Raw genomic sequence first — 26,423 nt, 5'->3', positions numbered from 1 at the left:
AGTTACGCTGCCCGGCTACGAACAAGAAAATCCGGTTCCGTTGACTTAAGCGCGTTTCGCCCCGAGTTATGCCTGCCATCGATGACGCCGACGTCATTGATGTGAATGGAGATGGACATGATGCGTCGTATCGTTCCGCTCGCGGCAGGACTGCTCGTGACAGGCTTGTTGGCAAGCGCGGCTCTTGCCGCTGACATCACTCTGCTGAACGTCTCGTACGATCCGACGCGCGAGCTCTATGTCGAGTTCAACAAGGCCTTCGCGAGTGCCTATCAGAAGGAAACCGGCAAGAGCGTCGAGATCAAGCAGTCGCATGGGGGCAGCGGTTCGCAGGCGCGCGCCGTGATCGACGGATTGCAGGCCGACGTGGTGACGCTTGCGCTCGCCTACGACATCGACGCCATCGCGGGCAAAGGCCTCACGACGGCCGACTGGCAGAAACGGTTGCCGCAAAACTCGTCGCCCTATACCTCGACCATTGTGTTCCTGGTCCGCAAGGGCAATCCCAAGGCCATTAAGGACTGGGACGATCTGCTCAAGCTCGGCGTCGCCGTGATCACGCCGAACCCGAAGACGTCAGGCGGCGCGCGCTGGAATTATCTGGCCGCCTGGGGCTTTGCGCAGAAGAAATACGGCTCGGCGGACAAGGCCAAGGATTTCATCGGAAAGCTCTATCAGCAGGTGCCGGTGCTCGACACCGGTGCGCGCGGCGCGACCGTGACCTTCGTCGAGCGCGGCGTCGGCGACGTGCTGCTCGCCTGGGAAAACGAGGCGTACCTGGCGCTCAAGGAATTCGGTCCGGAGAAATTCGAGATCGTGGCGCCGCCGCTCTCGATCTTGGCGGAACCGCCGGTGACGATCGTCGATAAGGTTGCCGATAAAAAAGGCACCCGTAGTGTCGCCGATGCCTACCTGCAATATTGGTACACCAAGGAAGGTCAGGAAATCGCGGCGCGCAACTTCTATCGTCCGCGCGATCCCGAGATCGCCAAAAAACATGAAAACTCCTTCGCGAAGGTCGAGCTGTTCACGATCGACGAACTTTTCGGCGGCTGGACCAAGGCGCAGAGGGAACATTTTGCCGACGGCGGCGTCTTCGATCAGATCTACAAGAACTGATCGGGCGCTGTCGGCGGGGCTTAAATAGGGGGCCTGGTGAGCGCAATCGCAGCACGACGCCGGACATTGCCGGGCTTCGGTCTCACCATGGGGCTGACGCTATCCTGGCTGTCGATCATCATCCTGATTCCGCTCGCTGGCCTGTTCCTGAAATCGCTCGAGCTGAGTCCCGAGCAGTTTTGGAACATCCTCTCCAGCCGCCGCACCCTGAATGCGTTGCGCGTGTCCTTCGGACTCGCCTTCGCAGCCGCCTGCGTCAATCTGGTGATGGGCAGCATCATCGTCTGGGCGCTGGTGCGCTACCGCTTCCCCGGTCGGCGGCTGTTCGATGCCATCGTCGACGTGCCGTTCGCGCTACCTACGGCGGTTGCCGGCGTCGCGCTGACCGCGTTGTTCGCCGAGAAGGGCTGGCTCGGCGCGCCGCTTGCGGCGGCCGGCATCAAGGTGGCGTTCACGCCGGTCGGCATCTTCGTCGCCATGATCTTCATCGGTATCCCGTTCGTGGTGCGCACGGTGCAGCCGGTGCTCCAGGATCTCGACCCAGAGATCGAGGAGGCCGCGGGCAGCCTTGGCGCGAGCCGCTGGCAGACCATCATTCGCGTGATCCTGCCCTCGCTCGGTCCGGCGCTGCTCACCGGACTCGCGCTCGCCTTCGCGCGTGCGGTCGGCGAATACGGCTCGGTGATCTTCATCGCCGGCAATCTGCCCAACGTCTCCGAGATCGCGCCGCTGCTGATCGTGATCCGGCTCTCCGAATTCCGCTATGCCGATGCGACCGCCATCGCGGTTGTCATGCTGGTCGTGTCCTTCGTCATTATCTTCGCGGTCAACCGGCTCCAGCGCTGGGCGCAGAGCCGGATTCCGGTGCGGTGAGGACGGGGCCATGACGATGCAGATCGCAGATTCCGTCCCACTCCCGGCCTCCGACGCCAAGGCACGCGCGTACGCAGCCGCCGCGCGGAACAACCTTCGCACCGAACCGCGCGCGGTCCGCATCGTCATCATCGCGCTGGCGATGACCTTTCTATCAGTCTTCGTCGTGTTGCCGCTGGTCGTGGTGTTCGCGCAGGCCTTCTCGAAGGGAATTGGCGCTTATTTCGCCGCGCTGACCGACCCGGAGGCGCTGTCCGCGATCAAGTTGACGCTGTTGGTTGCTGCAATTTCCGTCGGCCTCAATCTCGTCTTCGGCCTGGTCGCGGCTTGGGCGATTGCAAAATTCGAATTCTCGGGCAAGACCTTCCTGATCACGCTGATCGATTTGCCGTTCTCGGTCAGCCCGGTGATTTCGGGCCTCGTCTTCGTGCTGCTGTTCGGCGCGCAGGGCTATTTCGGCGGCTGGCTGCGCGATCACGACATCCAGATCCTGTTCGCGGTGCCGGGCATCGCGCTTGCGACCACCTTCGTGACCTTCCCCTTCGTGGCGCGGGCGTTGATCCCGCTGATGCAGGAGCAGGGCACGCAGGAGGAGGAGGCCGCGATCTCGCTCGGCGCCTCGGGCCTGCAGACCTTCTTCCGCGTCACGCTGCCCAATATCAAATGGGGCGTGCTGTACGGCGTCCTGCTCTGCAACGCGCGCGCGATGGGCGAGTTTGGCGCGGTCTCCGTCGTTTCCGGCCATATCCGCGGCGAGACCAACACGATGCCGCTCCTGGTCGAGATTCTCTACAATGAATATCAGTTCGTCGCGGCGTTCGCGATCGCCTCGCTGCTCGCGATGCTGGCGCTGATCACGCTGGTCGCGAAAACCGTTCTCGAAAATCATCTCGACGAAGGACATGACGCAAGTGAGCATTGAAGTCAGGAATCTCGTCAAGAAGTTCGGCAGCTTCAAAGCTCTCGACGGCGTCGACCTCAAGGTCAATGACGGCGAGCTGCTCGCGCTGCTCGGTCCGTCTGGCTCCGGCAAGACCACGCTGCTGCGGATCATCGCGGGGCTGGACTGGCCCGATTCCGGGGAGGTATCTTTCAACGGCGAGGACGCGCTGGCGCAGGGCGCGCGCGAGCGGCACGTCGGATTCGTATTCCAGCACTACGCGCTGTTCCGCCACATGACGGTGTTCGAGAACGTCGCCTTTGGCCTCCGCGTGCAGCCGCGCGCGATCCGCAAGGACGAAGCGACCATCCGTGCGCGCGTCAAGGAGCTACTCGATCTCGTGCAGCTCGATTGGCTCGCCGACCGCTACCCGAGCCAGCTCTCCGGCGGCCAGCGCCAGCGCATCGCGCTGGCCCGCGCGCTCGCGATCGAGCCACGTATCCTGCTGCTCGACGAACCCTTCGGTGCGCTTGATGCCAAGGTGCGCAAGGAGCTGCGTAAATGGCTGCGCTCGCTGCACCACGAGATCAACGTCACCTCGATCTTCGTCACCCATGACCAGGAGGAGGCGCTCGAAGTCGCCAACCGCGTCGTGGTGATGGACAAGGGCAAGATCGAGCAGATCGGCTCGCCCGATGACGTCTATGAGAGCCCGGCGACCGCCTTCGTCCACAGCTTCATCGGCGAATCCATCGAGCTTCCGGTCCTGATCGCCGACGGCGTCATCAGGCTCGGCGACCGGCCGCTTCAGCTCGCGGCAGACGGGCTTGCGCCTGGCGCGTCAAGACTGTTCGTGCGGCGGCACGACATGCTCGTTGGCCCGCCCGGCAGCGGTGCCTTCGAGGGCGCCGTGCAGCACGTCCGGAATTTCGGTCCCGTGCAGCGGGCCGAGGTGGCATTATCAGGTGGAGAGACCATCGAGATCGACGCTCCGCGGGACAGGGAACTGCGCGCCGGCGACACGATCGGCCTGGAGCCCCGCCGCTACCGGATATTTGGGGGCGCCTGAGCGGGGTCAACCGGTCAATTTTTCCTCAATATTCACCTTTCAGCCACGGTTGGTATGCAACAACGGCGCCTGATTTGGGGGGCTCCTGTTCATGCGCGTCGCGGCCGCGATATCAATCCTTTTGCTGCTTGCCGGCTGCGCCGGCAACGAAGCACCGGTCCAGCAGCCCTCAATGTATGCCGATATGGCTGTCCCGGGCGCAAAGCTCGACGCGCAGGCCGCAGCGATCATGATCTCGCAATACCGCCAGAACAACGGGCTCGGCACCGTCGTGATCGACCCCGAACTGATGCGGCTTGCCGAATCCCAATCGCAGGCGATGGCGGCGGCCAACAAGATGGACCATGACGTCCGCGCGCCGCTGGCCAAGCGCCTCAGCGCCGGCGGCTATCCGGCGACCGTTGCGGTCGAGAACGTCTCGGCCGGCTATCATACGCTGGCGGAAGCGTTTTCCGGCTGGCGCGACTCGCCCCCGCACCGCGCCAACATGCTCAAGAGCGGTGTCACAAAATTAGGCATCGCGGCGGGCTATGCTCCCGGCACCAAATACAAGGTGTTCTGGACCATGATCCTGGCCTCGACGGACGCCCGATAAGCCAGACTTGATCCCGGGATACATTGACGCCGCGGCAGACTGTCGCCACGGTCGCTCGCCATCTGCTAGTGTTCCCGCATGACCGATCATAGTCCAGAAGTCGCAACAATCCCCGCAAACGCGCAACGTGTCCTGGTCCTCCAGGGCGGCGGCGCGCTCGGCTCCTATCAGGCCGGCGCCTATCAATCGCTCTGCCATGCCGGCTTCGAGCCGGAATGGGTCGCCGGCATCTCGATCGGCGCGATCAACGCCGCGATCATCGCCGGCAATGAAGGGCAGACGCGCGTCAAGCGGCTCAAGGAATTCTGGGAGATGGTCTCCGCGCCGGTGCCGTGGAAGCCGATCGGCAAGAGCGACCACAGCCGCGAACTGTTCAACTCGACCAGCGCCGCATTGATCGCGACCTTCGGCGTGCCCGGCTTCTTCACGCCGCGCATCCCGCCGGCGCCGCTCTGGCCGCCCGGCAGCCCGCAGGCCGAGAGCTATTACGACACCGCCCCGCTGAAGAAGACGCTGGAGCGTCTGGTCGATTTCGACCGCATCAACGATCTGAAGACGCGGCTGTCGGTCGGTGCGGTCGGCGTTACCTCCGGCAACTTCAAATATTTCGACAATTTCGAGTTCAGGAAGCTCGGCAAGAAAATCGGACCCGAGCACATCATGGCCTCCGGCGCGCTGCCGCCCGGCTTTCCGTCCATCGTGATCGACGGCGAGCATTATTGGGACGGCGGCATTGCCTCCAACACGCCGCTCGACTACGTGCTGGACGCCGAGACCGACCGCGATCTCCTGATCTTCCAGATCGACCTGTTCAGCGCCCGCGGCGATCTGCCGACCTCGCTACTCGAGGCGACCGAGCGCGAGAAGGACATCCGCTTCTCGAGCCGCACGCGGATGAACACCGACAAGAACAAGCAGGTGCACAACGCCCGCAGGGCCGTGCGCGACCTGATTTCCAAATTGCCCGATTATCTCAAGAACGACCCTTCCGTGGAATTCCTTGCCAAGGTATCGCGCGAAAGCACCGTGACTGTGGTGCACCTGATCTACCGCAGCAAGAACTACGAATCCTCGTCCAAGGATTACGATTTCTCGCATGTCGCCATGGTCGAGCATTGGGAAGCCGGCGTGCGTGACGTGCATCTGTCGATGCGCCACAAGGATTGGCTCGAGCGGCCGCAATCCGGCGAGACCATGGTGACCTACGATCTCACGGGGGACGTCACTGCGCCCCCGCCAAGAAGGAGCGAATAATATGGGTAGTCTGTCAGGCAAGAACGCCGTCGTGACCGGGTCGACCAGCGGCATCGGACTTGCCTATGCGCGCGCCTTCGCCGCCGCCGGCGCCAATGTCGTCATCAACGGGTTCGGCTCGCCGGAGGACATCGAGAAGGAGCGCGCCAAGATCGAGTCCGATTTCGGCGTGAAGGCGGTCTATTCGCCGGCCGACATGACCAAGCCGGCCGAGATCGCCGGGATGGTCGCGCTCGGCGAGAAGAGCTTTGGTTCGGTCGATATTCTCGTCAACAATGCGGGCATCCAGTTCGTCTCGCCGATCGAGGAATTCCCGCTGGAGAAATGGGATCAGATCATCGCGATCAACCTGTCCTCGGCGTTCCATGCCATTCGCGCCGCCGTCCCGGGCATGAAGAAGAAGGGCTGGGGCCGCATCATCAATACCGCTTCCGCGCATTCGCTGGTCGCCTCGCCCTTCAAGTCGGCCTATGTCTCGGCCAAGCACGGCATCGCCGGCCTGACCAAGACCGTGGCGCTCGAGGTCGCGACCAGCAAGATCACCTGCAACTGCATCAGCCCCGGCTATGTCTGGACGCCGCTGGTGGAGAAGCAGATCCCCGACACCATGAAGGCCCGTAACCTCACGCGCGACCAGGTCATCAACGACGTGCTGCTCGACGCGCAGCCGACCAAGGAGTTCGTCACCTCCGAGCAGGTCGCAGCCCTCGCGCTGTTCCTGTGCGGCGACGATGCCGCGCAGATCACCGGCACGAATCTGTCGATCGACGGCGGCTGGACCGCGGAGTAGACCGCGATCGCTGGCGAATGGCGGAGCCGAGCTCCGCCATTTTCGTTCAGTGCGTCCAGGCCAGCGCCGTCTCGAATGCCGAGGACAGGTGCAGCTCCGCGAACATGATCTTGCCGGCGACCACGAACAGCACGCTGGCGAGTGTGAGGCGCAGCACCGTCTCGGGCACGCGCGTCGCGCTAAAGCTGCCGACGACGATGCCGGGCAGCGAGCCCAACAGCAGCACGCCCATCAGCGCCCAATCCACGTCGCCAAGCGCCCAGTGCCCCATTCCGGCGATCAGCGTCAGCGGGACCGCATGGGCGATGTCGGAGCCGACGATGGTCGCCACCGGCAGGCGCGGATAGAGCAGCAGCAGAACGGTGACGCCGACCGCGCCCGCGCCGACCGATGAAATCGAAACCAGCACGCCGAGCACGATTCCGGTGACGACCGTCGCAATCGCAGTGGTGCGGTCATCGACCTGCTCCAGACGCCGACGATAGCGCTCCATGATCGATCTGCGGAAGATCAGCGAGGTCGCGGTCAGCAGCAGCGCGAAGCAGAGCACGAGGTTGACGAGATTGCGCTCGGAGTCGCTCTTGAGGTCGAGCTTCCACAGCACGAGCAGCGTCAGCGCGCTCGCCGGAAGGCTGCCGCAGGCGAGCCGCAGCACCGCCGGCCAGTGCACGCTGCGCGACCAGCCATGCACCACGCTGCCGCCGGTCTTGGTGGCGGCGGCATAGAGCAGGTCGGTGCCGACCGCGGTCGATGGATGAATCCCGAACAGCAGGATCAGCAGCGGCGTCATCAGCGAACCGCCGCCGACGCCGGTCATCCCGACCAGCAGGCCGACGCCGAAACCAGAGGCGACGTAGAGTGGATCGATCATGTCCAGGGAATCTTAGGTTTATCTCGTCAGTTGGGCAATACGACGTAGAATAAACTTTCCCTGCGGTGCAACCGCTTGGGCCAAATAAGAAAAATCGTGCTGTGCCCTTGGCAATAAATAGGTGTTTCGCGTTGTTCCGGGGCATGCTTCGAAGCAGCCGTTCCCCGAGAGCAGCACGCGAAGGCAGTCGGAAGTCTATTTCCCAAACGCCAGCACGTGCAGGCCGAGCCGCTGTCGCACGATCCAGAACAGCAGCACCGTCTCGAAACTGAGCGAGATCGAGGTCGCGGCCGCCGCGCCATGGCCGCCGAAGCGCGGCACCAACGCGATGCAGAGCACCAGGTTCATCGCAAAGGCCAGCGCATAGGCCAGCGCGCAGAGCTTCTGCTGGCCGAGCATGTTGAGCAGCCGTTCGACCGGGCCGATCGCGGCACGGACCACGAGGCCAATCGCGGCGACGAACATGATGTCGTAGCCGATCACGAATTGCGGCCCGAACAGCCAGAGCAGGGGCTTGCCGAGCGCGAGCAGCACGATGGTCGCCGCCAGCGACGGCCAGAACGTCCAGTTGATGGCATGCGCCACGTAAGCCGACAGCCGCGCCTTGTCGCCAGCCGCGTTGTATTCGGCGAAGCGATGCGCGGTCGTCGCCGACATCGCGTAGTGGATGAAGGAGACCAGCGCCAGCGTCTTCACCACGGCAAAATAGACGCCGACCTCGTCGGAGGGGCGGAACTGCTGAAGCACCAGCACGTCGGTATAGGACAGCAGCAAATAGAAGCTTTCGACCAGCAGGATCGGCAGCGACACGGCGAGCCAGCCGCCGACGTCGTAGGCCTTGGGGCCCGCCTCGATGTGATCGGCGAGCTTGCGGTTCAGCACCACCATCTGCCCGGTCATCGCGATCCACACCGCGCCTGCGCTCGCGATCATCGCGGCAACCGCGCCGAGATGATAGCCGAGCAGGAAGGCGCAAGCCGTGATGCCGATGATCAGTGTCTGGCGGATGATGAATTGCGGCATCAGGCCGAGTTGCATCCAGTCATGCGAACGGGCGATGCCGTCCTGGGTGTTGGCGACGACGAAAGCGGGCAGCGTCATGCAGCCGATGTAGAGCGGCAGCACTTCGGCGGGATCGATCCAGGGCGAGAGCAATTTGACGATGCCCGCGAGGCCGAGCGAGACCAGCGTGGAGGCGCAAAAGGTCAGCCAGCGGCTGCCCGAGAGAAAGCCGCGCAGCAGCGCATGCTCGCCACGGCTGCGGTATTCCGGAATGATCTTTTGCGCGGAGGCCGAGATGCCAAAGTCCATCATGCTGCCGAGCAGCAGCACCCAGGTCCAGACATAGACATAGACGCCGTAGTCCGACGTCCCCATCCAGCGCGCGAGCAGGACCTGCGAGAAATATGCAAGGCCGGCGCTGATCACGCGGATGAGGAAGATGGTGCCTGCGAGCCGCCGCGTCAGCGACGCTTCGCTCGACCCGCCCGTCAATTTGTCGCGCAGCCGCGCGATGAGGCCGGCAGGTCCGGTCGTTGCGGGTTCTGCATCCATCACGGCCAATTCGAAGGATCCCGAGGCGCACACGAATGCTGCGGCAGACTTGCCGCAGTAGCCCTGGGGATTAGCAACCATTCGTTAAGATTCGGTTGGATCAAAGATGTCGTCCGGGCGAACGCCAGGACGACCACTCACTCCAGATTGGTATTGAACTCGTACGACTTCTCCGGTCCGACCAGCGTGAACTTCAGCGCTGCGCCGCCGGGCTGGGCGCCCGGCGGCAGGCCGTCGAGCTCGAAAGAAAATCGCTTCACGCCCGGTGGGCTGGGCTCGACCGGTGCCGGGATGGGCAGCGCCCAATCGGGCGTCGGACCTTCCACGAACAGATTGACGGTGCGCGCATCCGGAACGACCACGTCGACCACCACATTCTTGGGTCCGTCACGCTTGACGTCGCGGATGGTGAGCGGGTTGGGATCGCCGATGGTGGCAGGCTTGGGCACGGTGTCGAGCGCTGCACGCAAATTGGCGTCCTCGGTCGAGGCGACGCTGTTGAAGCCAAGCTCGGCGCGGGCCTCGACGGGAATGCAAAGCTTTTCGCACACCGCATAATTGATCTCGGCGCGCAACGTCACTGGCTTGTCGGCCGCCTTGGCGATGATGCGCAGGGGCAGCACGATCTGGTCGTGATAGCCGATCGAATGGCCGCCCGCGCCGTCGTCGAATTTCTGCGGGGCCGGCCACATCACCGTCACCGCTTCGACATTGTCGGATTTCGAGAAATCGAACCGCGGCGGAACGCCGGAATCGCCCGGCATGCGCCAATAGGTTTTCCAGCCGGGCTGGATCTGGAAGGCGATACCGCCGAGCAGGACGGCGCCGCTGCGCGATCCTGCCAGCAACCGCACCGCGGAATGTCCGTCGCGCTGCCACGGCGATGCGTCGTCGGCACGGGCCGCAAGCGCCAGCGACGACGCGAGCAGGGTTGTCGCGACGCCAATCGCCGCACGCCGGGGAACTCTTGTCAGCATGGTACGTCTTTACAGGGTCGCCCCGCGGCAAACCATTGAATTGCTTGTGATGGATGCACTTGAATCAAGTCCCTGAAAGCCTTGATTTGACAGCGGCCCGGCCCGACATCAGGATAGGAATGAAACCGGAGTGCTTCACCGATGGCTCCCACAGGCAAGAGGACGGGCGAAAGCACCCGCAAGCCAGCCCCCGCGCTCCCGAGTTCGGCGGGCTACCTCGACGGCCAGCTGTTGATCGCCATGCCCGTGATGGGCGACGAGCGCTTCGAGCGCTCGGTGATCTATCTCTGCGCCCACTCCGCCGAAGGCGCGATGGGCATCATCGTCAACCACCCGGCCGGCAGCATCGACTTCCCCGAGCTGTTGCAGCAGCTCGGCATCATCAACAAGGGCGAGCACATCAAGCTGCCGGAGAATGCCGAAAGCATGAAGGTGCTGCGCGGCGGTCCGGTCGATACCGGCCGCGGCTTCGTGCTGCATTCCAGTGATTTCTACATCGAGAACGCGACGCTGCGGATCGACGACGGCGTCTGCCTCACCGCGACCGTCGACATCCTGCGCGCGATCGCCAACGGCTCCGGCCCCAAGCACGCCATCCTGGCGCTCGGCTATGCCGGCTGGGCGCCGGGCCAGCTCGAGACCGAAATCCAGAGCAATGGCTGGCTGCATTGCGACGCGGATTCGGATTTGATCTTCGGCGACGACGTCGACGAAAAATACGGACGCGCGCTGCGCAAGATCGGCATCGATCCTGGCATGCTCTCGAACGAGGCGGGGCACGCGTAGCGCCTCAGTGTCGTCCTGGCGAAGGTCAGGACCCATTACCCCAGGCTGCAATTGTTGAAGCAGGCTGGCAACCACCAGCCTTCGCCGAACTGGACATCGGTGGTAATGGGTCCTGGATCGGCGCTGCTTCGCTCGCTGGTCCAGGACGACTGGAGAACTACTCCGCCGCCTGCTGCTGCACCGTTGGCTCCGTGCCCGCCACCGTCGCGCGGCGCATGTCACGGGGCTGCGACTGGTCGTAGCGGCGGACGCGGTGCATGGTCTGGCGGTTGTCCCACATCACGAGGTCATGCAGCTTCCATTTGTGGACGTAGACGAACTCGCTTTGTGTGGCGTGCTCGTTGAGATCGCGCAGCAGCAGCCTTCCCTCGGGGACGCTCATGCCGACAATCTTGCCGGCATGCGATGAGAGATAGAGCGACTTGCGGCGATGGACCGGGTGGGTGCGCACGAGACGTTGCATCACCGGCTTGAACATCTCCTTCTCCTCGTCGGTGTATTCTGTGAAGCCCAGCGATCCCCGCGAATACATCAGCGAGTGCTCGCAGACGAGATCCTCGATCTCCGCCTTGGTCTCGTCGTCGAGCGCGTCATAGGCCGCCCGCATGTCGGCGAATTCGGTATTGCCGCCCTTCGGGTTGAGCACGCGGGCCGACAGCAGCGAGAATTTTGCCGGGATAGGGCGGAACGAGCTGTCGGAATGCCACAAGCAATTGCCGAGGTTGAACAGGTGCGCGCGGCTGTCCTTTGCCAGCGGCTTGCCGTCCTTGCCGAGATTGGAAACGTCGTTCAGGCCCGATTGGAGCCGGTAGTCCTTCTCCTTCGTGACCGTGCCGCCGCGCGCGTCCTCGCGCTGGCCGAAGTTTAGCGCAAAGGCCATCTGCTGTTCGTCGGTGATGTCCTGGTCGTGGAACACCAGCACTGCATATTTGTCCATGGCGGCTTCGATCTCGCGCGCCTCGGCCTCGGTGAGAGGTTGCCGCAGGTCGAGGCCCGAGACCTCGCCGACAAAATGTTTGTGAAGCTGCCGGATGGCGATCGTCATGACGTTTCTCCCGCGAACCGCGAGCGGTTGGTCCCGCTCTGTCGAGGAAAAAGTTACTCCCGTAACAAGCGATGTCAACGCTGGGCGCGCATAGCTGCCCGTAGCCCGGATGGAGCGAAGCGTAATCCGGGGAGTCTTCCTGCGATGTGAGAACCCCGGATTGCGCTGCGCTCCATCCAGGCTACGCACCTTTGGTGCCGCTTACGCGTTGCGCGCCATCAGGCCGCCGTCGACAGGGATGACCGCGCCGGTGAGGAAGGACGCTGCCGGCAGGCACAGGCTCAGAGTCATGTGCGCGACCTCTTCCGGATCACCGTAGCGGCCGAGTGCCGTGCGGCGCTTGGCGTAGATGGTCTTGTGCTCTTCCGAGATCCGGTCGGTGATGGCGGTGCGGATCGGCCCCGGGCAAATGCAGTTGACGGTGATGCCCTCGCGGCCAAGCTCCACCGCGAGCGAGCGGGTGAGGCTGGCGACGCCGCCCTTCGCCGCCGAATAGGGGCCGTGCAATGCGGTGGCGCCGAGCGCCTCGGTCGAGGCGATGTTGACGATGCGCGGGCTCTTCGACTTGCGCAAGTGAGGCAGCGCGGCGCGGATGATGCGCGGATGCGCCGTCAGCATCACCGCGAGGCCCTTGGCCCAGGCTTCCTCATAGGCGTCGTCGTCGATCGCGACGCGCACGGAGATGCCGGCATTGTTGACGATGATGTCGAGTCCACCGCAATGTGCAGCGACGTCGCCGACCACGCGCTTGATCTTATCGCCGTCGGCAACGTCGAGCTTCCAGGCTTTCGCGGCGCCGCCGCTTGCCACGATCTCCTTCGCGACGGCCAGCGCGCCCTGCTCGTCATAATCGGTGACGGCAACGTTCGCGCCCTCAGTGGCAAACACGCGCGCCGTCGCGCGTCCCATGCCGCTGGCCGCGCCGGTAACGAGAACGGTCAGGCCCTTCACGGACCGGCTGAGTTGTTTGAAATCGGCCATGCTGTTTCCTCTGAGCCCTGCTTGTTCTTGTTGTGATTGACAAGGCTGTCATCGATCCGCAGACAGGTCAAACAAGCAAGACAATGAGGGAGGCCAGCGATGACGAACGAGCTCGATTTCTCAGGCAAGCAGGTGCTGGTTGTCGGCGGATCCAGCGGCATCGGCAACGGCATTGCGCAAGCCTTTCGCGTCAGGGGCGCGCAGGTTGCGGTCTGCGGCACGCGTGCTCACGCGAAGGAATATTCGCAAGCTGAAGGCTCGGATCTCACCGGTCTTTCCTATGCGCAGCTCGACGTCGGCAATGCCGGAGCGGTCGAAGCGTTCAAGCCGTCGTTCGATCGGCTCGATATCCTGGTGCTCGCACAGGGCGCGGTGCTCTATCGCCGCGGCGAGTTCGAGATGGCGGGCTTTCGCAAGGTCGTCGAGGTCAATTTGATGAGCCTGATGGCCTGCGCCACGCGCTTCCATCCCATGTTGCGGGACGCGCGGGGATCGCTGATTATGGTGTCCTCGACCGCGGCCTATCATTCCACCATGGGCAATCCCGCTTACAACGCGTCGAAGACCGGCGCGGTCGGACTAACGCGGACGCTGGGCGAGGCCTGGGCCGAAGATGACATCCGCGTCAACGGCATCGCGCCCGGTCTGGTCGACACCAAGATGACGAAGGTGACGACCGACAATCCCAAGCGGCTCGAAGGTGCACTTTCACGCATTCCGCTGCGGCGATTGGGCACCCCGGCTGACATGGCGGGCGCGGCGCTGTTCCTGGCATCGCCGCTGTCGTCCTACATCATCGGCCAGACATTGGTCGTCGACGGCGGGCTGATTCTCTGAGTCCAATTTCAAGTCAGATGGAACTGCGCCGCTCCTGATCGGTTACTTGGGCTGACCCCCGAGGAGGAGCATCATGGATAAGGATCGGATTGTCGGATCGGCCAAGGAATTCGCCGGACGCGCGGAAGGCGCTATCGGAGATTTGGCTAGCGATACGCAGACACAGGCGTCCGGCAAGGCACGCGAAGCCGCCGGCAGTGTGCAGAATCTTTACGGCCAGGCCAAGGATGCCGTACGTGACGCCACGGACACCGCGGCAAGCTATGCCAAGGACGCCTACGACAAGCCGGCCGAAACCTTGCGTGACGGCTCGCAGGCGATTGCCCAGAAGGTGCAGGACAACCCGATGGGCGCGCTGCTGGTCGCCGGCGGCATCGGCTTTGCACTGGCACTGCTGATGGCGCGGCCTTCGCGCCGCCCGCCGCCGCGCTGGCGCTACTAGGCTAAAGCCAACGCGCGATAAGCATCAGGGCCCCGGACGCAGCGCGGCGCGTACGCCGCGTTGCCGAGCCGGGGCCCATTCTTTTTGTGACTGTCGGACGAGCTGGGTCCCGGCTCTGCGCAGCAGCGTTTCCCGCTGCAGCGCGTCCGGGACACGAGAGCTCAGCTTAGAAATTATCGGAACACTTCCGCCGATCGCCCGACGTTGCCAGGCGGACGCGGGATCGCAGGGTTGGGATTCGGATTGCGCGGCGCCGGCGCCAATTGACGCGGCGGGGGCGGCGGCGAGCCAAAGCCGAAGAAATCGCGCATCGATGGCGCTGCCTGTGCCGGTTGCTGCGGCGCCGGTGGCTTCTTCGGCGCAAGCTTTGGCGGGGCGATCGCCGCGGCCGCACCCGGCGTACCGCCATCGGGTGTCGTCGTGGCGACCGGCGTATCGCCCTTGGCCTGCTCGCGGCCGACTTCGCGGCGCGGCCAGGCATAATCGTCGGCGCGGCCGGCGGGCGCAGCCAGTGGCTCGCCCTTCACCATCGTCTTCGCAGCGAGCGCATCGACGGCGGCAGGACGTGAGCCCGGCCCACCCAGCAATTGATCGGTCGAGATCGAGGCCGCAACCAGCGGCACGATCGGACCGGCCAGCGGCCGCGGCGCGGGCTTGCCGGGTTCGGCACTGGTGTCGGGGGTCGCCGGTTCGCTCGGCAGCGCGATCGGGCCGGAGCGCCCGGCGAGCAGGCGGGTGATCTCGCGCTCGACATAGTGGGCGAGCTTGCGCGCGCCGGGTTTCGTGAAATAGACGCCGTCACCGCTGCGGAGCTGACGGATCTGGCCTTCGAAGTCCGGGCCCTTCTGCAAGAAGCGGCCGGCTTCGTCGACAAAGCCGTCCCAGACGTCGACATAGGTGATGCCGGCCTTGGCCGCGCCTTCGCGATAGAGCGAATCCAGGAACAGCATGTCCGCAGTGCCCTTGGGGCCACGGATGGCGGGCAGGCCGACCCAGAGCACCGGCACGCCCTTGGACTTGAGGACGTTGGCGAGCTCCTCGATCTTCTTGCCGTAGAGCTCGACCCAGCGCTCGTCGCGGAATTCGTAAAGGCCGTTCGGGTTGCGCGCGGTCTTCTCGGGCGCGGCGACCGCCGGTGCGTCAGCGTTGTCGGCATCATCCTGGGGCAGGTCGGCATCGGCCGGCTTGTCATCCGGCTTCGCGGCGGTGTCGCCGGGCTTGGCATCGGCAGGCTTGGCCGGTGGTTTGCCGCGCGCGCCCTTGTCGTTCTTCTTGTCCTTGTCCGTCGCCTTGTCCGATTTATCGGGTGCTGCCGCCTCGCGGATCGCGATGCGGTCGTTGAGGCCGAGCATCACCACGATCACGTCGGGCTTCTCGGTCTCGAGAATGCCCTTCGCAGCAGCGGTCCAGTCCGAGGGCTCGCCTTTGGGCTGGTACTTGATCAGGCCCGACGTGGTCTTGTGCTTGCGGATCACGCCCATGTCGGGCTGCTCGGTGTAGGCGTCCTCCAGGCCGTAGGCGAGCCAGTCAGCCATGGCGTCGCCGATCACCAGCACGTTCCTGTCGGGAATGGTGTCGCGCTTGGCCGGCGCCGGTGCGCGCGAAAAATCCTGGCGCGGCGCTTGCGGCTGTTGCTGCTGGAACGGCGCGAAGAAGTCGCCGCCGAACCATCCGCCGCCTCCGCCTCCGCCGTTGCGCGGCGGCGGCGGAGCCGAGCGCTGCGGCGGGCCGCCGAAGCCGGGGAAGTTGAAGAACTGCGCCGAGGCGGGTCCCGCGACCGACACCAGAATCGCAAGCGCCGTCCCCAGCGCGATCAGCGGGCCAGTCTCGGTCAGCACCTTGAACAGGGACTTCTTCGACATGCGATCTCGGCACGTGCAATAGGGATCAGGACAGGCTCGATATAATAACGGAATCGGGCGCCAAACGGGCAGATTCTCTTTCAGATTCTCTTCAGATCCTTGAGATCCGTGCCCAGAATTATTGGCCCATACACGGCGAACCGCCGCCCCGGTCAAGACTGCCGGCCAAAATCCCTGTTCAGGGTTACTTTCGGCGCGATTTTATTGCCCGCGCAGCCGATTCAGCGCGTCAGAGGAGGCAAATCCGTCCGCGGGGACCCCGATCGAGGCCTGGAAGTTGCGCAGGGCTTCCCGGGTCTGGCCGCCGAACTGGCCGTCCGGGGTGCCCTTGTAGAAGCCGCGCTGGGCCAGCAGCTGCTGGAGTTCCAGCCGCTCGGTCCGGGACAGCTCCCGTTCCTGCCGCGGCCAGGGCTGAACGAACGGCTGGCCGCCGCGGAGGCGATCGGCGAAATGGCCAATCGCCAGCGCATAGGCCTCGGCCGGGTTGTACTTCATGATGACCCGGAAGTTCTGCAGCATCAGGAAGCCGGGCCCTTGGGCACCGGCCGGCGCCAGCAGATAGGCCTTCTCGGCTGGATGCGGGAAGGGCTGGTTGGTCGGGCGCTTGAGGCCGAGCTTCTCCCACTGCGCTACCGTCATCGCCTTGGCGCGGTCGGCCAGCATGTAGTTGAAGCCTTGGGGCACCACGACCTCGTAGCCCCAGGTCTGGCCGGCCTGCCAGCCGTCCTTCTTCAGATTGTTGGCGGTCGACGCAATCAGGTCGGAGGGATTGTCGACGACGTCACGCCGGCCGTCGCCGTCGCCGTCCACGGCAAAGCGCTTGAATGCGGTCGGCATGAACTGGGTCGGGCCGAAGGCGCCGGCCCAGGAGCCGCGCAATTGTTCGGGCCTGAGATCGCCGCGGTTGAGGATCTCCAGCGCGGAGAGGAATTCGTCCTTGAAGTAAGCCTGGCGGCGGCCGATGCAGGCGAGCGTCGCGGTCGATTGCAGCACGCTGCGGTCGCCCATCTGCGTCGAGTAGTTGGACTCGATGCCCCAGATCGAGGCGATGACATAACGATCGACGCCGGTGGCTTTTTCGGTGGCCTCGAACTGCGCCTTGTATTTGGCCAGGACCTCGCGGCCCTTGGCGAGGCGGTTGTCGTTCACGAGGATGTCGAGATAATCCCAAATCGACTTGGTGAACTCGGGCTGCGAATCCATCAGGTCCATGATGCGCAGATCGGGCGCGAGGCCTGCCGTGAAGCGCTGGAAATTTTCCTGCGTGATGTTGCGCCGTGCGGCATCGGGCCACATGCCTGCGACGCAATTGTTGAAGTTACCCGCGGCCTCTCGGATCGCGGCGGCTGTCATCAGCGGATGCCCGGAGGCGCCATCCTCGCCGGTCCAAGGTTGAACTCCCGTTTGAGCGCCGCTGGGCCCGGGCGCTGCTGGCGAAGGCGCCTGGTTCGGGCCGGAGAAAATACCGCCGAACAGATTGGACAAACCGTTCTGAGCCTGCGCGCTGGCGGGAAGTGGGAACAGCAGGGCGGTCGCAATCATCGTCGCACCGGTCACGGACCCGCCCCGTTTTGCCAGCCCTGCCATTGATTGCATCATGTCCACACCTGTCCGGCCAAAATCCGCCCTCAGGAGGCCTGGTTACGGTTGCCAACAGCTTAACAAAGGTGAAATTTTGATGGTGGCCTTTTTCTTAACTCTGTGAGGATGAGGCCCCACATCCGCCTTTGTTGGCGGCTGCAAACAAGCTAGCAAGATGCCATTGCTCCCTTCACGTGTTCCTCAGGTATTCGATCAATCCCATGAAAATCCGCAAAGCCGTATTTCCCGTTGCCGGCCTCGGCACCCGCGTCCTGCCCGCCACCAAGGCGATGCCGAAGGAAATGCTGACGATCGTCGACAAGCCGCTGATCCAGTACGTCTATGACGAGGCGAGGGAAGCCGGCATCGAGCACTTCATCTTTGTCACCGGCCGCAACAAAAGTGTCATCGAAGATCATTTCGACCGGATGTTCGAGCTCGATGCGACGCTGGCCGCGCGCGGCAAGAAGACCGAGCAGGACGTTCTGGCGCAGAACCAGCCGGAGGCCGGCGCCGTCAGCTTCACCCGCCAGCAGGCGCCGCTCGGCCTCGGTCACGCGGTCTGGTGCGCACGCGACATCGTCGGCAACGAACCGTTCGCGGTCGTGCTGCCGGACGAACTCGTGCTCAATTCGCCCGGCTGCCTGAAGCAGATGATCGACACCGCCAGCAAGCTCGGCGAAAAATCCAACGTCATCGCGGTCGAGGCGGTGCCCGACCATCTGACCCATCAATACGGCATCTGCGGCGTCGGCAAACGCACCGGCAAGATGTTCGAGGTCGACGGCATGGTCGAGAAGCCGGCCAAGGGCACCGCGCCCTCCAACCTCTCGATCACCGGCCGCTACATCCTGCAGCCGGAGATCTTCAAGATCCTGGAGACCCAGGAGCGCGGCGCCGGCGGAGAGATCCAGCTCACCGATGCCATGATCGGCCTCGCCAGATCGCAAAGCTTCTACGGCGTCGAGTTCGAGGGCGAGCGCCATGATTGCGGCTCCAAGCCCGGCTTCCTCCGCGCCAACATCGCGTACGGACTGAAGCGGCCGGAGCTGCGTGACGGGCTCATTGCGGAAATGAAGAAGTATTTGGGGCAGTAGCGCTCCGCTCGTCATTGCGAGGAGCGAAGCGACGAAGCAATCCAGGCTGTCTTCGCGGAGACAGTCTGGATTGCTTCGCTTCGCTCGCAATGACGGAACGAAACCCTCACGCCACCAGCGACAGCTTCGGCAAGCTTGCGACCACCGACTGGTTGCGGCCGCCGGCTTTGCGGCGTAGAGCGCCTTGTCGGCGGCGGCGACCAGGATCGGCCAGTCCATGCCGGTGGTGGGAACGAGGCTCGCGATGCCGCAGGACACCGTCGAGCTCGTGTGGTCGTCGGACCATCCCTGCACCTTGGCGCGGATCTTCTCGGCCACCAGGAGGGCGTCCGTGACCGAGGTGCCCGGCAGCAGCACGGCGAATTCCTCACCGCCATAGCGCGCGGCGCAGTCGCCGGCGCGGCTCACCGAATCGGAAATGCAGATGGCGATGCCGACCAGCACCTGGTCGCCGGCCTGGTGGCCGAACGTGTCGTTGTAGGCCTTGAAGTGATCGGCATCGATCATCAACAGCGCGATCGGCGTCTGCTGCCGCATCGCGCGGCGCCATTCGACGTCGATCACCTGGTCGAACTTGCGGCGGTTCTTCAGGCCGGTGAGCGCGTCGGTCGTCGCCATCTCCTCGAGCTTGCGCTCGGCCTCGGCGCGCCGGCCGATCTCGCGCGCGAGCACCAGCGTCGATGCCAGCATGAACAGGCTGAGCGCCACGACCACGGCGCCGATGCGGTAGGCTTCCCTCTGCCAGAGCTCGAACACGGTGTTCAGTGGCTTACCTGCCACCACGAATAGCGGGCTGGTCCCACCGCTGCGGACATAGAGCCGCGGCGTGCCGTCGATCGGCCCCTGTCCGGCGAATGCGCTGCCGACCTTCAGATTTTCGGCCTTCCAGACCGGCCGGTCGGCCAGATTCGTGCCGATCACGTCGAGATCAAACGGCCGCCGCATCATGACGGTACGGTCGCGCCTGAGCACGGTGATGGTATCGTCGGGATCGAGGCTCAGCCGCTCGAACAATTCGTGGAAATAGCTGAAGCGGATCGATCCGGCGACGACGCCGAGAAAGCCGCCGTCGGTATCGCTGATGCGCCGGCTCAGCACGATCGAATAAGCGCCGCGGAACAGCATGGGACGGCTGATGAAGAGCCCGGCTTGCGGATTGTCCCGATGGGCCTTGAAGTAATCCTCGTCGCCCCGGTTCACGACAAGGGGATCGAGCGTCGAGGCGTCAATGGTCAACCGGCCGTCGGCGTCGAACACCTGGATCGCGCCGAAATGCCTCGCCGTGGTCGAATGGTCGAACAGGATGAGGTGACGGATCGGCTTCGAGACCGTGGCGATTTCCGGCAGCAGCATGTTGCTGGCGACCGCCTTAAGGGCCAGATCGTAGATCTCGATGTTGCGGCTGACGTCGGACTCGATGGTCGTCGCCAGGTTTTCCAGCGTCTGGCGGGCGAGCGCCTCCTCGCCGCGGCGCATGTCCAGCATGACGTTGACGCAAATGGCGGAAAAGCCGATCACCGTCACCACGGACGAGATGATCAGCAGCTTCGCCGAAAGCCGCCATGGCCGGCGGGCCGTGACGTCGCGCCATCGAGACAACATCGTTTGCTCCCGACACCAGTGAATGCGCCCGAAAGCTTGAGTAGTGTTTAAGCCGGGACGGCGCTGCCGGAATGAGTTAAAAATTGGTTTCCGCGGCTCACGTTTTTGGGCAAAGCGGAGCTTCGACCAGCGAAGAGGACAGCGGTGAACGACTACGACGCGTTGCGCGATTATCTGATGCGGCAGAAGCAGGCGGAATTCGTGCTGACCTATGAACAGATCGAAGAGATTATCGGCGCGGCCCTGCCGCGCGCGGCGAATCGTGCCTCATGGTGGGACAGCCTGCGCAGCCCGGATATCCAGATGCCGCAACGCGAAGCCTGCCTCGCCGCGGGTTTCAAGGCGATGCGGATGCCGGACGGTGCGAGCGTGCGGTTCACCAAGCTGAAGAGTGACCGGCGCAGGCCTGGGTGAGGCGAAGGGAAGCTAGCTCGCCGCTTCCAGGCGCACTTCCGTGAGCAGGCGCATCGCGGCGTCGGCATCCATGGGTTCGCCAAAGGCAAACCCTTGCGCGTATTCGCAGCCCATCTGGTAGAGCTCGACCGCGTCGGAATCGGTCTCGGCACCTTCGGCGACCACGTCCATGCCGAGGTCGTGCGCGAGCGCGATGATGGACTTCAGGATCACCGGGCGGGTGCCGCGGTTGGTGGTGCGCACGAAGGACTGGTCGATCTTGATGGTGTCGAACGGGAAGCGCTGCAGATAGGCCAGTGACGAATGGCCGGTGCCGAAATCGTCGAGCGACAGCCCGGTGCCGAGTTCGCGGATGCGCGTCAGCATCTGCGCCGCGTGCTCCGGATTCTCCATCACCAGCGATTCCGTCAGCTCCAGCTTCAGCGTGCCGCGCGCGACCGAGGAGCGCGACAGCACGGTGCGGATGTCGTGGATCAGATCGTGGCGCAGCAATTGCCGCGAGGAGACGTTGACCGATGCGAAGATCGGCTCGCGCGAGCGCATCGCGCGCTGCCAGATCGAGAGCTGCTTGGCGGTCTGGTCGAGCACGAACATGCCAAGGTCGATGATCAGGCCAGTCTCTTCCGCGATGGTGATGAATTCCGAGGGCGCCATGCGTCCGAGCTTGGGATGATCCCAGCGCACCAGCGCCTCGAAGCCGGCGACCGAACGGTCTTCAAGCCGCACGATCGGCTGGTACAGGATCGTGAGCTCCTGCCGCTCGATGGCGCGGCGCAGTTCGCTCTCCAGCGTCAGCCGGTCGGTTTTTCGCGCGCGCATCGCGGACTTGTAGACGTCGATGCGGTCGCCGCCGATGCGCTTGGAGTGATACATCGCGAGCTCGGCGTCCTTGATGATCTCGTCCGTGAGCTGAACTTGCGGATCGGACAGGGCGAGGCCGATCGAGGCCGTGAGAAAGATCTCGCGTTCGTTGAAGGCGATCGGCGCGCGGATGGTCTTGCGGATGGTCTCGGCGAAGGCGGTGATGCGGGCGGGGTCCTGCTCCGAGAGCAGGATCAAGCCGAACTGGTCGCCGGCGAGCCGCGCCAGCGTATCCTGCGGCTTCAGGATGCGGGTGAGGCGGCGGGCCAGCGTCAGCAGGATGGAATCGCCGACCGCGATGCCGACGGAATCGTTGACCTGCTTGAAGCGGTCGAGGTCGATCACCATCAGCGTCGGCCGCAGCGTCGGCATGGTCTTGGCGAAATGCGCGACGGCGCCGAGCCGGTCCATGAACAGCTTGCGGTTGGGCAGGCCGGTGAGATTGTCATGCACCGAATCGTGCAGCAGGCGCTCCTCGGCGTTGCGCAGCTCGGTGACGTCGGTGAGGGTGCCGACCACGCGCGAGACCTCGCCGTCGGAGCCGACCACCGGGCGCGCCTTCAGCGCGAACCACATGAAGTGACCGTCCGGCGTGCGCAGGCGGAAATCCTGCACCAGGCGGCCGCGGCGCTGGTCGAGCACGCTGTCGAGCGCGGCGCGGAAACGGTCCTGGTCGAGCGGGTGCAGCACTTCGAGCCAGGAGGCGGCCGGGCCTTCAAGCGTGCCGCGCTTGAGGCCGAGCAGGGCCTCGGTCTCAGGGCTGGTAAAGACCTTGTCGGCGGACACGTCCCAGTCCCAGATCAAATCGCCGGAACCGGCCAGCGCCAACGCGCGGCGCTCGATGTCGGAGACGACGCCGGTGGTGGCGCCGCCGCCCGCGAACGCATGCTGCATCACCGTGAAGCCGATCAGCATCACGATCAGCACGAGGCCGCCGAGCAGGGCAGGGCCGACGATGTCGTTGGTGACGGAGCCTGCGACCGTCATGCCGGCCGCGACCACCCAGACCACCAGCAGGAACCAGGTCGGGATCAGCAGCACCGCGCGGTCGAAGCCGTGGGTGGAGAGATAGACGATCAGCGCGAAGCCGGCGAAGGCAATCAGCACCAGCGAGATGCGCGCGATGCCGGAGGCCACCGCAGGGTCGAACAGGGCCAGCGCAACGAGAGAGCCCAGGAACGAGAGCCAGCCCACCGTGATGTGCGAATAGCGCACGTGCCATCGACTGAGATTGAGATAGGCGAACAGGAACACCAGCAGCGTCGCCGCCAGGATCGCCTCACCCGCCGCGCGCCAGATGCGCTCGGCGTTGTTCGACATGTCGAGCACCTTGCCCCAGAAGCCGAAATCGACGCCGATATAGACCAGCACCGCCCAGGCCAGCGCCGCGGCGGCCGGGAACATGATGCTGCCCTTGACCACGAACAGGATGGTCAGCACCAGCGCCAGCAAGCCGGAGATGCCGATCACGATGCCCTGGTACAGCGTGAATGAGTTGACCTTGTCCTTGTAGGATTCCGGCTCCCACAGATAGAGCTGCGGCAGCTTGTCGGTGCGCAGCTCCGCGACGAAGGTGACGACGGCGCCGGGATCGAGCGTGACGCGGAAGACGTCGGCGGTCGGGCTCTCCTGTCGCTCCGGCCGGTCGCCGGTCGAGGGCGTGATGGTCGCGATGCGCGACAGCCCGAGGTCGGGCCACAGCAGCCCCGAGGAGACTATACGGTAATGCGGGGCGACGATCAGGCGGTCGAGCTGGTCGTCGGTGTTGTTGGCGAGCGCGAACACCACCCAGTTCTGGCCGCCTTCGCGGGCGCGCACCTCGATGCGGCGGACGATGCCGTCGGTGCCGGGCGCGGTGGAGACCTGGATGCGGTCGGCGTCGCTGCGCTGATGCTCGAGCACACCGGTGAGGTCGATCGCGGGCGCGTCACCGCGGACGCTGACAGCGTCCAGCGCGCGCGCCGGGAACGCGCAGACGAGAATCATGAGGCCCAGCGCTATGGGCGCGAGGCACCTGATCAGACGCAAGGTCAGTTCTCCGCGTTCGACGCAAACTCTTCGGTGCAGGCTCTTCGGTGCACGGCGTTTTCCGAACGGAACAAGGTGGTTCGGTGCGTCGCGATAGATGCCACGAAAGCGAGGAAAATCAAAGGGTTTCCGGCTTGCCCTGTGGGCCGTTGGCCTAGACCTCCAACACAATTTTGCCAATATGTGCCGAGGTTTCCATCCGCCGGTGCGCGTCGGATGCTTTTTCCAGCGGGAAAGTGCTGTCCATCAGCGGCTTGACGCGGCCTTCGCGCAACAGCGGCATCACTTTCGCCTCGATCGCGGCCACCATCGCCGCCTTGTCCGCATTACTACGGGGGCGCAGCGTCGAGCCGGTATGGGTCAGGCGCTTCACCATCACCTTGGCGATGTTGACGGTGACCTTGGGCCCGTTGAGGGTCGCGATCTGCACGATGCGGCCGTCGAGCGCTGCGGCGTCATAGTTGCGATCGACATAGTCGCCGGCGACCATGTCGAGGATCAGATTGGCGCCGGCATTGTTGGTCTCCGCCTTGACCACGGCGACGAAGTCTTCGGTCTTGTAGTTGATGGCACGATCCGCGCCGAGCTTGAGGCATGCATCGATCTTGTCCTGCGATCCCACGGTGACGATCACCTTGGCGCCGAAAGCTTTTGCGAGCTGGATCGCCATGGTGCCGATGCCGGAAGAGCCGCCGTGGATCAGCAGCGTCTCGCCGGCCTTCAGGGCGCCGCGCTCGAACACATTGTGCCAGACCGTCATCAGTGTTTCCGGCAGTGCGCCGGCTTCCTTGATCGACAGCGACGGCGGCACGCTCATCGCCTGACCGTCCTGCGCGATGCAGTACTGCGCATAACCGCCACCGGCGACCAGCGACATCACCTTGTCACCGATCTTGTGCCGCTTGGCGTTGCTGCCGACGGCCACCACTTCGCCGGCGATTTCGAGGCCGGGCAGGTCGCTGGCGCCGGGCGGCGGCGGATAGGCGCCGGAGCGCTGCGCGACGTCGGGCCGGTTGACGCCGGCGGCCTGCACCTTGACCAGGATCTCGTCGGGGCCGGGCTGCGGCAGCGCCCGTTGTTCCGGCACCAGCACTTCCGGTCCGCCGGGTTTCGAGATGGCGACCACGGTCATTTGCGCGGGCAGCTTGTCCATGATGTGTCCTTGAGCAAAGGTGCGGGATGGAACGAGGCCATTGCTTAGCCAGCGGGGTGCAGGCTGGCAACCGCCTCAGCCGCTTGTGAGGCGAACGCAGGAGGAACCAGGATGGCGATGGAAGACGACGACCGCCCGCGCAAGAAGATCAGCCATGACATCGGACAGGATCTCTCACTGTTGTCGGTGGAAGAACTGACCGAGCGCATCGCGCTGCTCAAGGGCGAGATCGCAAGATTGGAAGAAGCCGCAACAAAGAAACGCGCCTCGCGCGATGCGGCCAACAGCGTTTTCAAGAAGTAGGCTCGAAACAATAGCTGTCGTCCCGGCGGAGGCCGGGACCCATACGCCGTGCGAGCAGTTTTCCGAAGACTCGGAGTTGCCGGCTCGCGCGACGACTTTTCCCTGTGGCTAAGGGCCCCCCGTGCGCAATTGCGCACTAGGCCGGGGCGACGGGGAGAGTTTGTTCCGCAGCTCACTCGGCCACTGACCGACATGGCTAACGAACCCTCAAGATAATCGCTCGTTTACTCCACATTAAGCTTTCGAGTTTATGACTGGGAACTGTCCTTGTTTGGACACCGAGTGGCTCCTGTCCACTCTGTTTGACGCCTCCCTGTTATCAACTTTCAAAGCCGCCGGTTTTCCGGCGGCTCTTTTTTTGCGCCCAGCTCCGCTTTTTTGCGTCTCGCACCGGTTGAATTCCGGGCAAAGACCCGCGGAAACCATATCCGCGCTTGTCACTGGACTCGGCGTCCGGCCCGCGCAATGATTTGTTCATCATAAGCCGGCGCCAAAGCCGGGCAGTCAGACAGTTGCGTAAGGGGCGTTAACCATGGAACGTTTGCAAGCCGAAGGCGCTCTCGTTCAACTCAGCGAGCGGTTCACCAATTCTGCGGCGTTCGGCGTCCTGTTCCGCGAGGGCATGGACTTGGTCGAGGAGACCGCCGCCTATCTCGATGGCGCCGGCCGCACCGAGGCCAAGGCGCTCGATCGTGCCGTCAGCCTCACCTATGCGACCGAGAGCATGCGTCTGACCACCCGCCTGATGCAGCTCGCCTCGTGGCTGCTGCTGCACCGCGCCGTGAAGGAAGGCGAGATGACGCTGGGCCAAGCCAATCGCGAAAAGACCAAGGTCAAGCTCTCCGCCGCCGATCCCGGCTCAACCGACACCATCGAGAAGCTGCCGTCGCAGCTCCAGGACCTGATCCATCGCTCGATGAGCCTTCAGACCCGCGTGCGCCGCCTGGACAACACCATCCACACCCCGCCGGTCGATCATTCCTCGATCGGCAACCCGCTGGTGCCGCATCTCAACGCGCTGAAGGCGGCGTTCGAGCGGTAAGCTCCCGTCATCGCGACGAGCGCCCCCAAAACAAAAAACGCCCCCGGCTCTCCGGGGGCGTTTTCGTCTCCAGCCTCGAGGGGCCGGATCAATCCTTTTTGAGAAAGCCCGAAAACTTCTTCTGGAAGCGCGAGACGCGGCCGCCGCGATCCAGCAGCTGCGCGTTGCCGCCGGTCCACGCCGGGTGCGACTTGGGGTCGATGTCGAGGTTCAGCGTGTCGCCTTCCTTGCCCCAGGTGGAGCGGGTCAGGTACTCGGTTCCGTCGGTCATCACGACCTTAATCGTATGATAGTTCGGGTGAATTTCGGCTTTCATGGCAATTCCTCGGCGCCCCGGCGCCTCACTTGAGTGGCTATCGAATGACGGATTTGGCGCGGTCTATACCCCACGGGCCCCTGTAAAACAA

General features: G+C 64.3%; 24 protein-coding genes and 1 pseudogene. 14 read left to right on the top strand and 11 right to left on the bottom strand.

Translation table 11 applies throughout. The features are described 5' to 3' along the window. The first annotated feature begins 105 nt into the window (after nucleotides 1-105). From AB3L03_RS13620 to AB3L03_RS13590, 7 genes are all read left to right on the top strand, one after another. Nucleotides 106-1,119, top strand: coding sequence for a sulfate ABC transporter substrate-binding protein (locus AB3L03_RS13620; protein ID WP_018454646.1), 1,014 nt, complete (start codon nucleotides 106-108; stop codon nucleotides 1,117-1,119). An 87-nt stretch (nucleotides 1,120-1,206) separates the two neighbouring features. Next, nucleotides 1,207-1,992 (top strand): sulfate ABC transporter permease subunit CysT, encoded by a 786-nt coding sequence (cysT, locus tag AB3L03_RS13615; RefSeq protein WP_231190982.1) that lies wholly within the window; start codon nucleotides 1,207-1,209, stop codon nucleotides 1,990-1,992. Between the two features lie 10 nt (nucleotides 1,993-2,002). Continuing rightward, on the top strand, nucleotides 2,003-2,914 hold the full coding sequence (gene cysW, locus AB3L03_RS13610) for a sulfate ABC transporter permease subunit CysW (RefSeq protein ID WP_085361616.1): 912 nt from the start codon (nucleotides 2,003-2,005) through the stop codon (nucleotides 2,912-2,914). Further along, nucleotides 2,904-3,941, top strand: a complete 1,038-nt coding sequence (locus AB3L03_RS13605; protein WP_026232778.1) for a sulfate/molybdate ABC transporter ATP-binding protein — start codon at nucleotides 2,904-2,906, stop codon at nucleotides 3,939-3,941. The genes cysW and AB3L03_RS13605 overlap by 11 nt, the downstream gene beginning before the upstream one ends. A gap of 91 nt (nucleotides 3,942-4,032) precedes the next feature. Next, the gene (locus AB3L03_RS13600) at nucleotides 4,033-4,536 is read left to right on the top strand and encodes a CAP domain-containing protein (protein ID WP_085351841.1); all 504 of its coding nucleotides are present in this window, start codon (nucleotides 4,033-4,035) and stop codon (nucleotides 4,534-4,536) included. Nucleotides 4,537-4,614: 78 nt separating this feature from the next. Beyond that, a complete protein-coding gene (locus AB3L03_RS13595; RefSeq protein ID WP_204513296.1) occupies nucleotides 4,615-5,790 on the top strand; it encodes a DUF3734 domain-containing protein in 1,176 nt (391 codons plus the stop codon). A 1-nt stretch (nucleotide 5,791) separates the two neighbouring features. Beyond that, nucleotides 5,792-6,580 carry a 3-hydroxybutyrate dehydrogenase gene (locus tag AB3L03_RS13590; RefSeq protein WP_085351753.1) on the top strand — a complete coding sequence of 263 codons (789 nt, stop codon included), beginning with the start codon at nucleotides 5,792-5,794 and terminating at the stop codon, nucleotides 6,578-6,580. Nucleotides 6,581-6,626: 46 nt separating this feature from the next. Here AB3L03_RS13590 and AB3L03_RS13585 read toward each other — a convergent pair whose 3' ends face one another. The 3 genes from AB3L03_RS13585 to AB3L03_RS13575 form a co-directional block, all read right to left on the bottom strand. Then, nucleotides 6,627-7,451: a sulfite exporter TauE/SafE family protein gene (locus tag AB3L03_RS13585; protein ID WP_027515482.1), complete on the bottom strand. Its 825-nt coding sequence runs from the start codon at nucleotides 7,449-7,451 to the stop codon at nucleotides 6,627-6,629. 195 nt (nucleotides 7,452-7,646) lie between these two features. Then, nucleotides 7,647-9,005, bottom strand: a complete 1,359-nt coding sequence (locus tag AB3L03_RS13580; RefSeq protein ID WP_204513297.1) for a flippase — start codon at nucleotides 9,003-9,005, stop codon at nucleotides 7,647-7,649. A 137-nt stretch (nucleotides 9,006-9,142) separates the two neighbouring features. Next, complete coding sequence (locus AB3L03_RS13575; RefSeq protein WP_204513298.1) at nucleotides 9,143-9,982, bottom strand: protein-disulfide reductase DsbD domain-containing protein; 840 nt, start codon at nucleotides 9,980-9,982, stop codon at nucleotides 9,143-9,145. Nucleotides 9,983-10,123: 141 nt separating this feature from the next. Between AB3L03_RS13575 and AB3L03_RS13570 the strand changes: the two genes are divergently transcribed. Next, a complete protein-coding gene (locus AB3L03_RS13570) occupies nucleotides 10,124-10,768 on the top strand; it encodes a YqgE/AlgH family protein (RefSeq protein WP_018454636.1) in 645 nt (214 codons plus the stop codon). Nucleotides 10,769-10,925: 157 nt separating this feature from the next. On the opposite strand, the gene AB3L03_RS13565 is transcribed toward AB3L03_RS13570, so the two are convergent. Then, nucleotides 10,926-11,813, bottom strand: a complete 888-nt coding sequence (locus AB3L03_RS13565) for a TauD/TfdA family dioxygenase (protein ID WP_018454635.1) — start codon at nucleotides 11,811-11,813, stop codon at nucleotides 10,926-10,928. A 201-nt stretch (nucleotides 11,814-12,014) separates the two neighbouring features. Next, nucleotides 12,015-12,794 (bottom strand): SDR family NAD(P)-dependent oxidoreductase, encoded by a 780-nt coding sequence (locus AB3L03_RS13560; RefSeq protein ID WP_368508795.1) that lies wholly within the window; start codon nucleotides 12,792-12,794, stop codon nucleotides 12,015-12,017. A gap of 99 nt (nucleotides 12,795-12,893) precedes the next feature. Between AB3L03_RS13560 and AB3L03_RS13555 the strand changes: the two genes are divergently transcribed. Together AB3L03_RS13555 and AB3L03_RS13550 are read left to right on the top strand one after the other, a co-directional pair. After that, nucleotides 12,894-13,631, top strand: a complete 738-nt coding sequence (locus AB3L03_RS13555; RefSeq protein ID WP_018454633.1) for an SDR family NAD(P)-dependent oxidoreductase — start codon at nucleotides 12,894-12,896, stop codon at nucleotides 13,629-13,631. Nucleotides 13,632-13,704: 73 nt separating this feature from the next. Then, nucleotides 13,705-14,073 (top strand): CsbD family protein, encoded by a 369-nt coding sequence (locus tag AB3L03_RS13550; protein ID WP_018454632.1) that lies wholly within the window; start codon nucleotides 13,705-13,707, stop codon nucleotides 14,071-14,073. Nucleotides 14,074-14,246: 173 nt separating this feature from the next. On the opposite strand, the gene AB3L03_RS13545 is transcribed toward AB3L03_RS13550, so the two are convergent. Both AB3L03_RS13545 and AB3L03_RS13540 read right to left on the bottom strand, forming a co-directional pair. Then, the gene (locus tag AB3L03_RS13545; RefSeq protein ID WP_204513299.1) at nucleotides 14,247-15,935 is read right to left on the bottom strand and encodes an SGNH family hydrolase; all 1,689 of its coding nucleotides are present in this window, start codon (nucleotides 15,933-15,935) and stop codon (nucleotides 14,247-14,249) included. Between the two features lie 201 nt (nucleotides 15,936-16,136). Beyond that, nucleotides 16,137-17,534, bottom strand: coding sequence for a lytic murein transglycosylase (locus AB3L03_RS13540; RefSeq protein ID WP_204513300.1), 1,398 nt, complete (start codon nucleotides 17,532-17,534; stop codon nucleotides 16,137-16,139). A gap of 203 nt (nucleotides 17,535-17,737) precedes the next feature. Here AB3L03_RS13540 and AB3L03_RS13535 point away from each other — a divergent pair, with 203 nt between their 5' ends. Next, nucleotides 17,738-18,613 (top strand): UTP--glucose-1-phosphate uridylyltransferase, encoded by an 876-nt coding sequence (locus AB3L03_RS13535; RefSeq protein WP_026232775.1) that lies wholly within the window; start codon nucleotides 17,738-17,740, stop codon nucleotides 18,611-18,613. Between the two features lie 106 nt (nucleotides 18,614-18,719). Here AB3L03_RS13535 and AB3L03_RS13530 read toward each other — a convergent pair. Continuing rightward, nucleotides 18,720-20,215: pseudogene (locus tag AB3L03_RS13530) on the bottom strand (diguanylate cyclase). Nucleotides 20,216-20,359: 144 nt separating this feature from the next. Between AB3L03_RS13530 and AB3L03_RS13525 the strand changes: the two are divergent. Continuing rightward, entirely contained in the window at nucleotides 20,360-20,629 is a 270-nt protein-coding gene (locus AB3L03_RS13525) for a hypothetical protein (protein WP_018454627.1), read from the top strand. 12 nt (nucleotides 20,630-20,641) lie between these two features. Here the strand turns inward: AB3L03_RS13525 and AB3L03_RS13520 are convergent, their stop codons facing one another. Further along, a complete protein-coding gene (locus tag AB3L03_RS13520) occupies nucleotides 20,642-23,518 on the bottom strand; it encodes an EAL domain-containing protein (RefSeq protein WP_368508794.1) in 2,877 nt (958 codons plus the stop codon). 154 nt (nucleotides 23,519-23,672) lie between these two features. Beyond that, nucleotides 23,673-24,671 (bottom strand): NAD(P)H-quinone oxidoreductase, encoded by a 999-nt coding sequence (locus tag AB3L03_RS13515; RefSeq protein ID WP_018454625.1) that lies wholly within the window; start codon nucleotides 24,669-24,671, stop codon nucleotides 23,673-23,675. A gap of 111 nt (nucleotides 24,672-24,782) precedes the next feature. On the opposite strand from AB3L03_RS13515, the gene AB3L03_RS13510 reads away from it, so the two are divergent. Further along, nucleotides 24,783-24,974, top strand: a complete 192-nt coding sequence (locus tag AB3L03_RS13510; RefSeq protein WP_007605502.1) for a DUF1192 domain-containing protein — start codon at nucleotides 24,783-24,785, stop codon at nucleotides 24,972-24,974. Nucleotides 24,975-25,506: 532 nt separating this feature from the next. Continuing rightward, nucleotides 25,507-26,016, top strand: coding sequence for a DUF1465 family protein (locus tag AB3L03_RS13505; protein ID WP_018454623.1), 510 nt, complete (start codon nucleotides 25,507-25,509; stop codon nucleotides 26,014-26,016). Between the two features lie 88 nt (nucleotides 26,017-26,104). Here AB3L03_RS13505 and rpmE read toward each other — a convergent pair whose 3' ends face one another. Beyond that, a complete protein-coding gene (rpmE, locus tag AB3L03_RS13500) occupies nucleotides 26,105-26,332 on the bottom strand; it encodes a 50S ribosomal protein L31 (protein WP_018454622.1) in 228 nt (75 codons plus the stop codon). Nucleotides 26,333-26,423: the final 91 nt, after the last annotated feature.

Source organism: Bradyrhizobium lupini (assembly GCF_040939785.1).
Taxonomy (GTDB): domain Bacteria; phylum Pseudomonadota; class Alphaproteobacteria; order Rhizobiales; family Xanthobacteraceae; genus Bradyrhizobium; species Bradyrhizobium canariense_D.
This window is presented reverse-complemented; position numbering and strand designations above follow the sequence as displayed.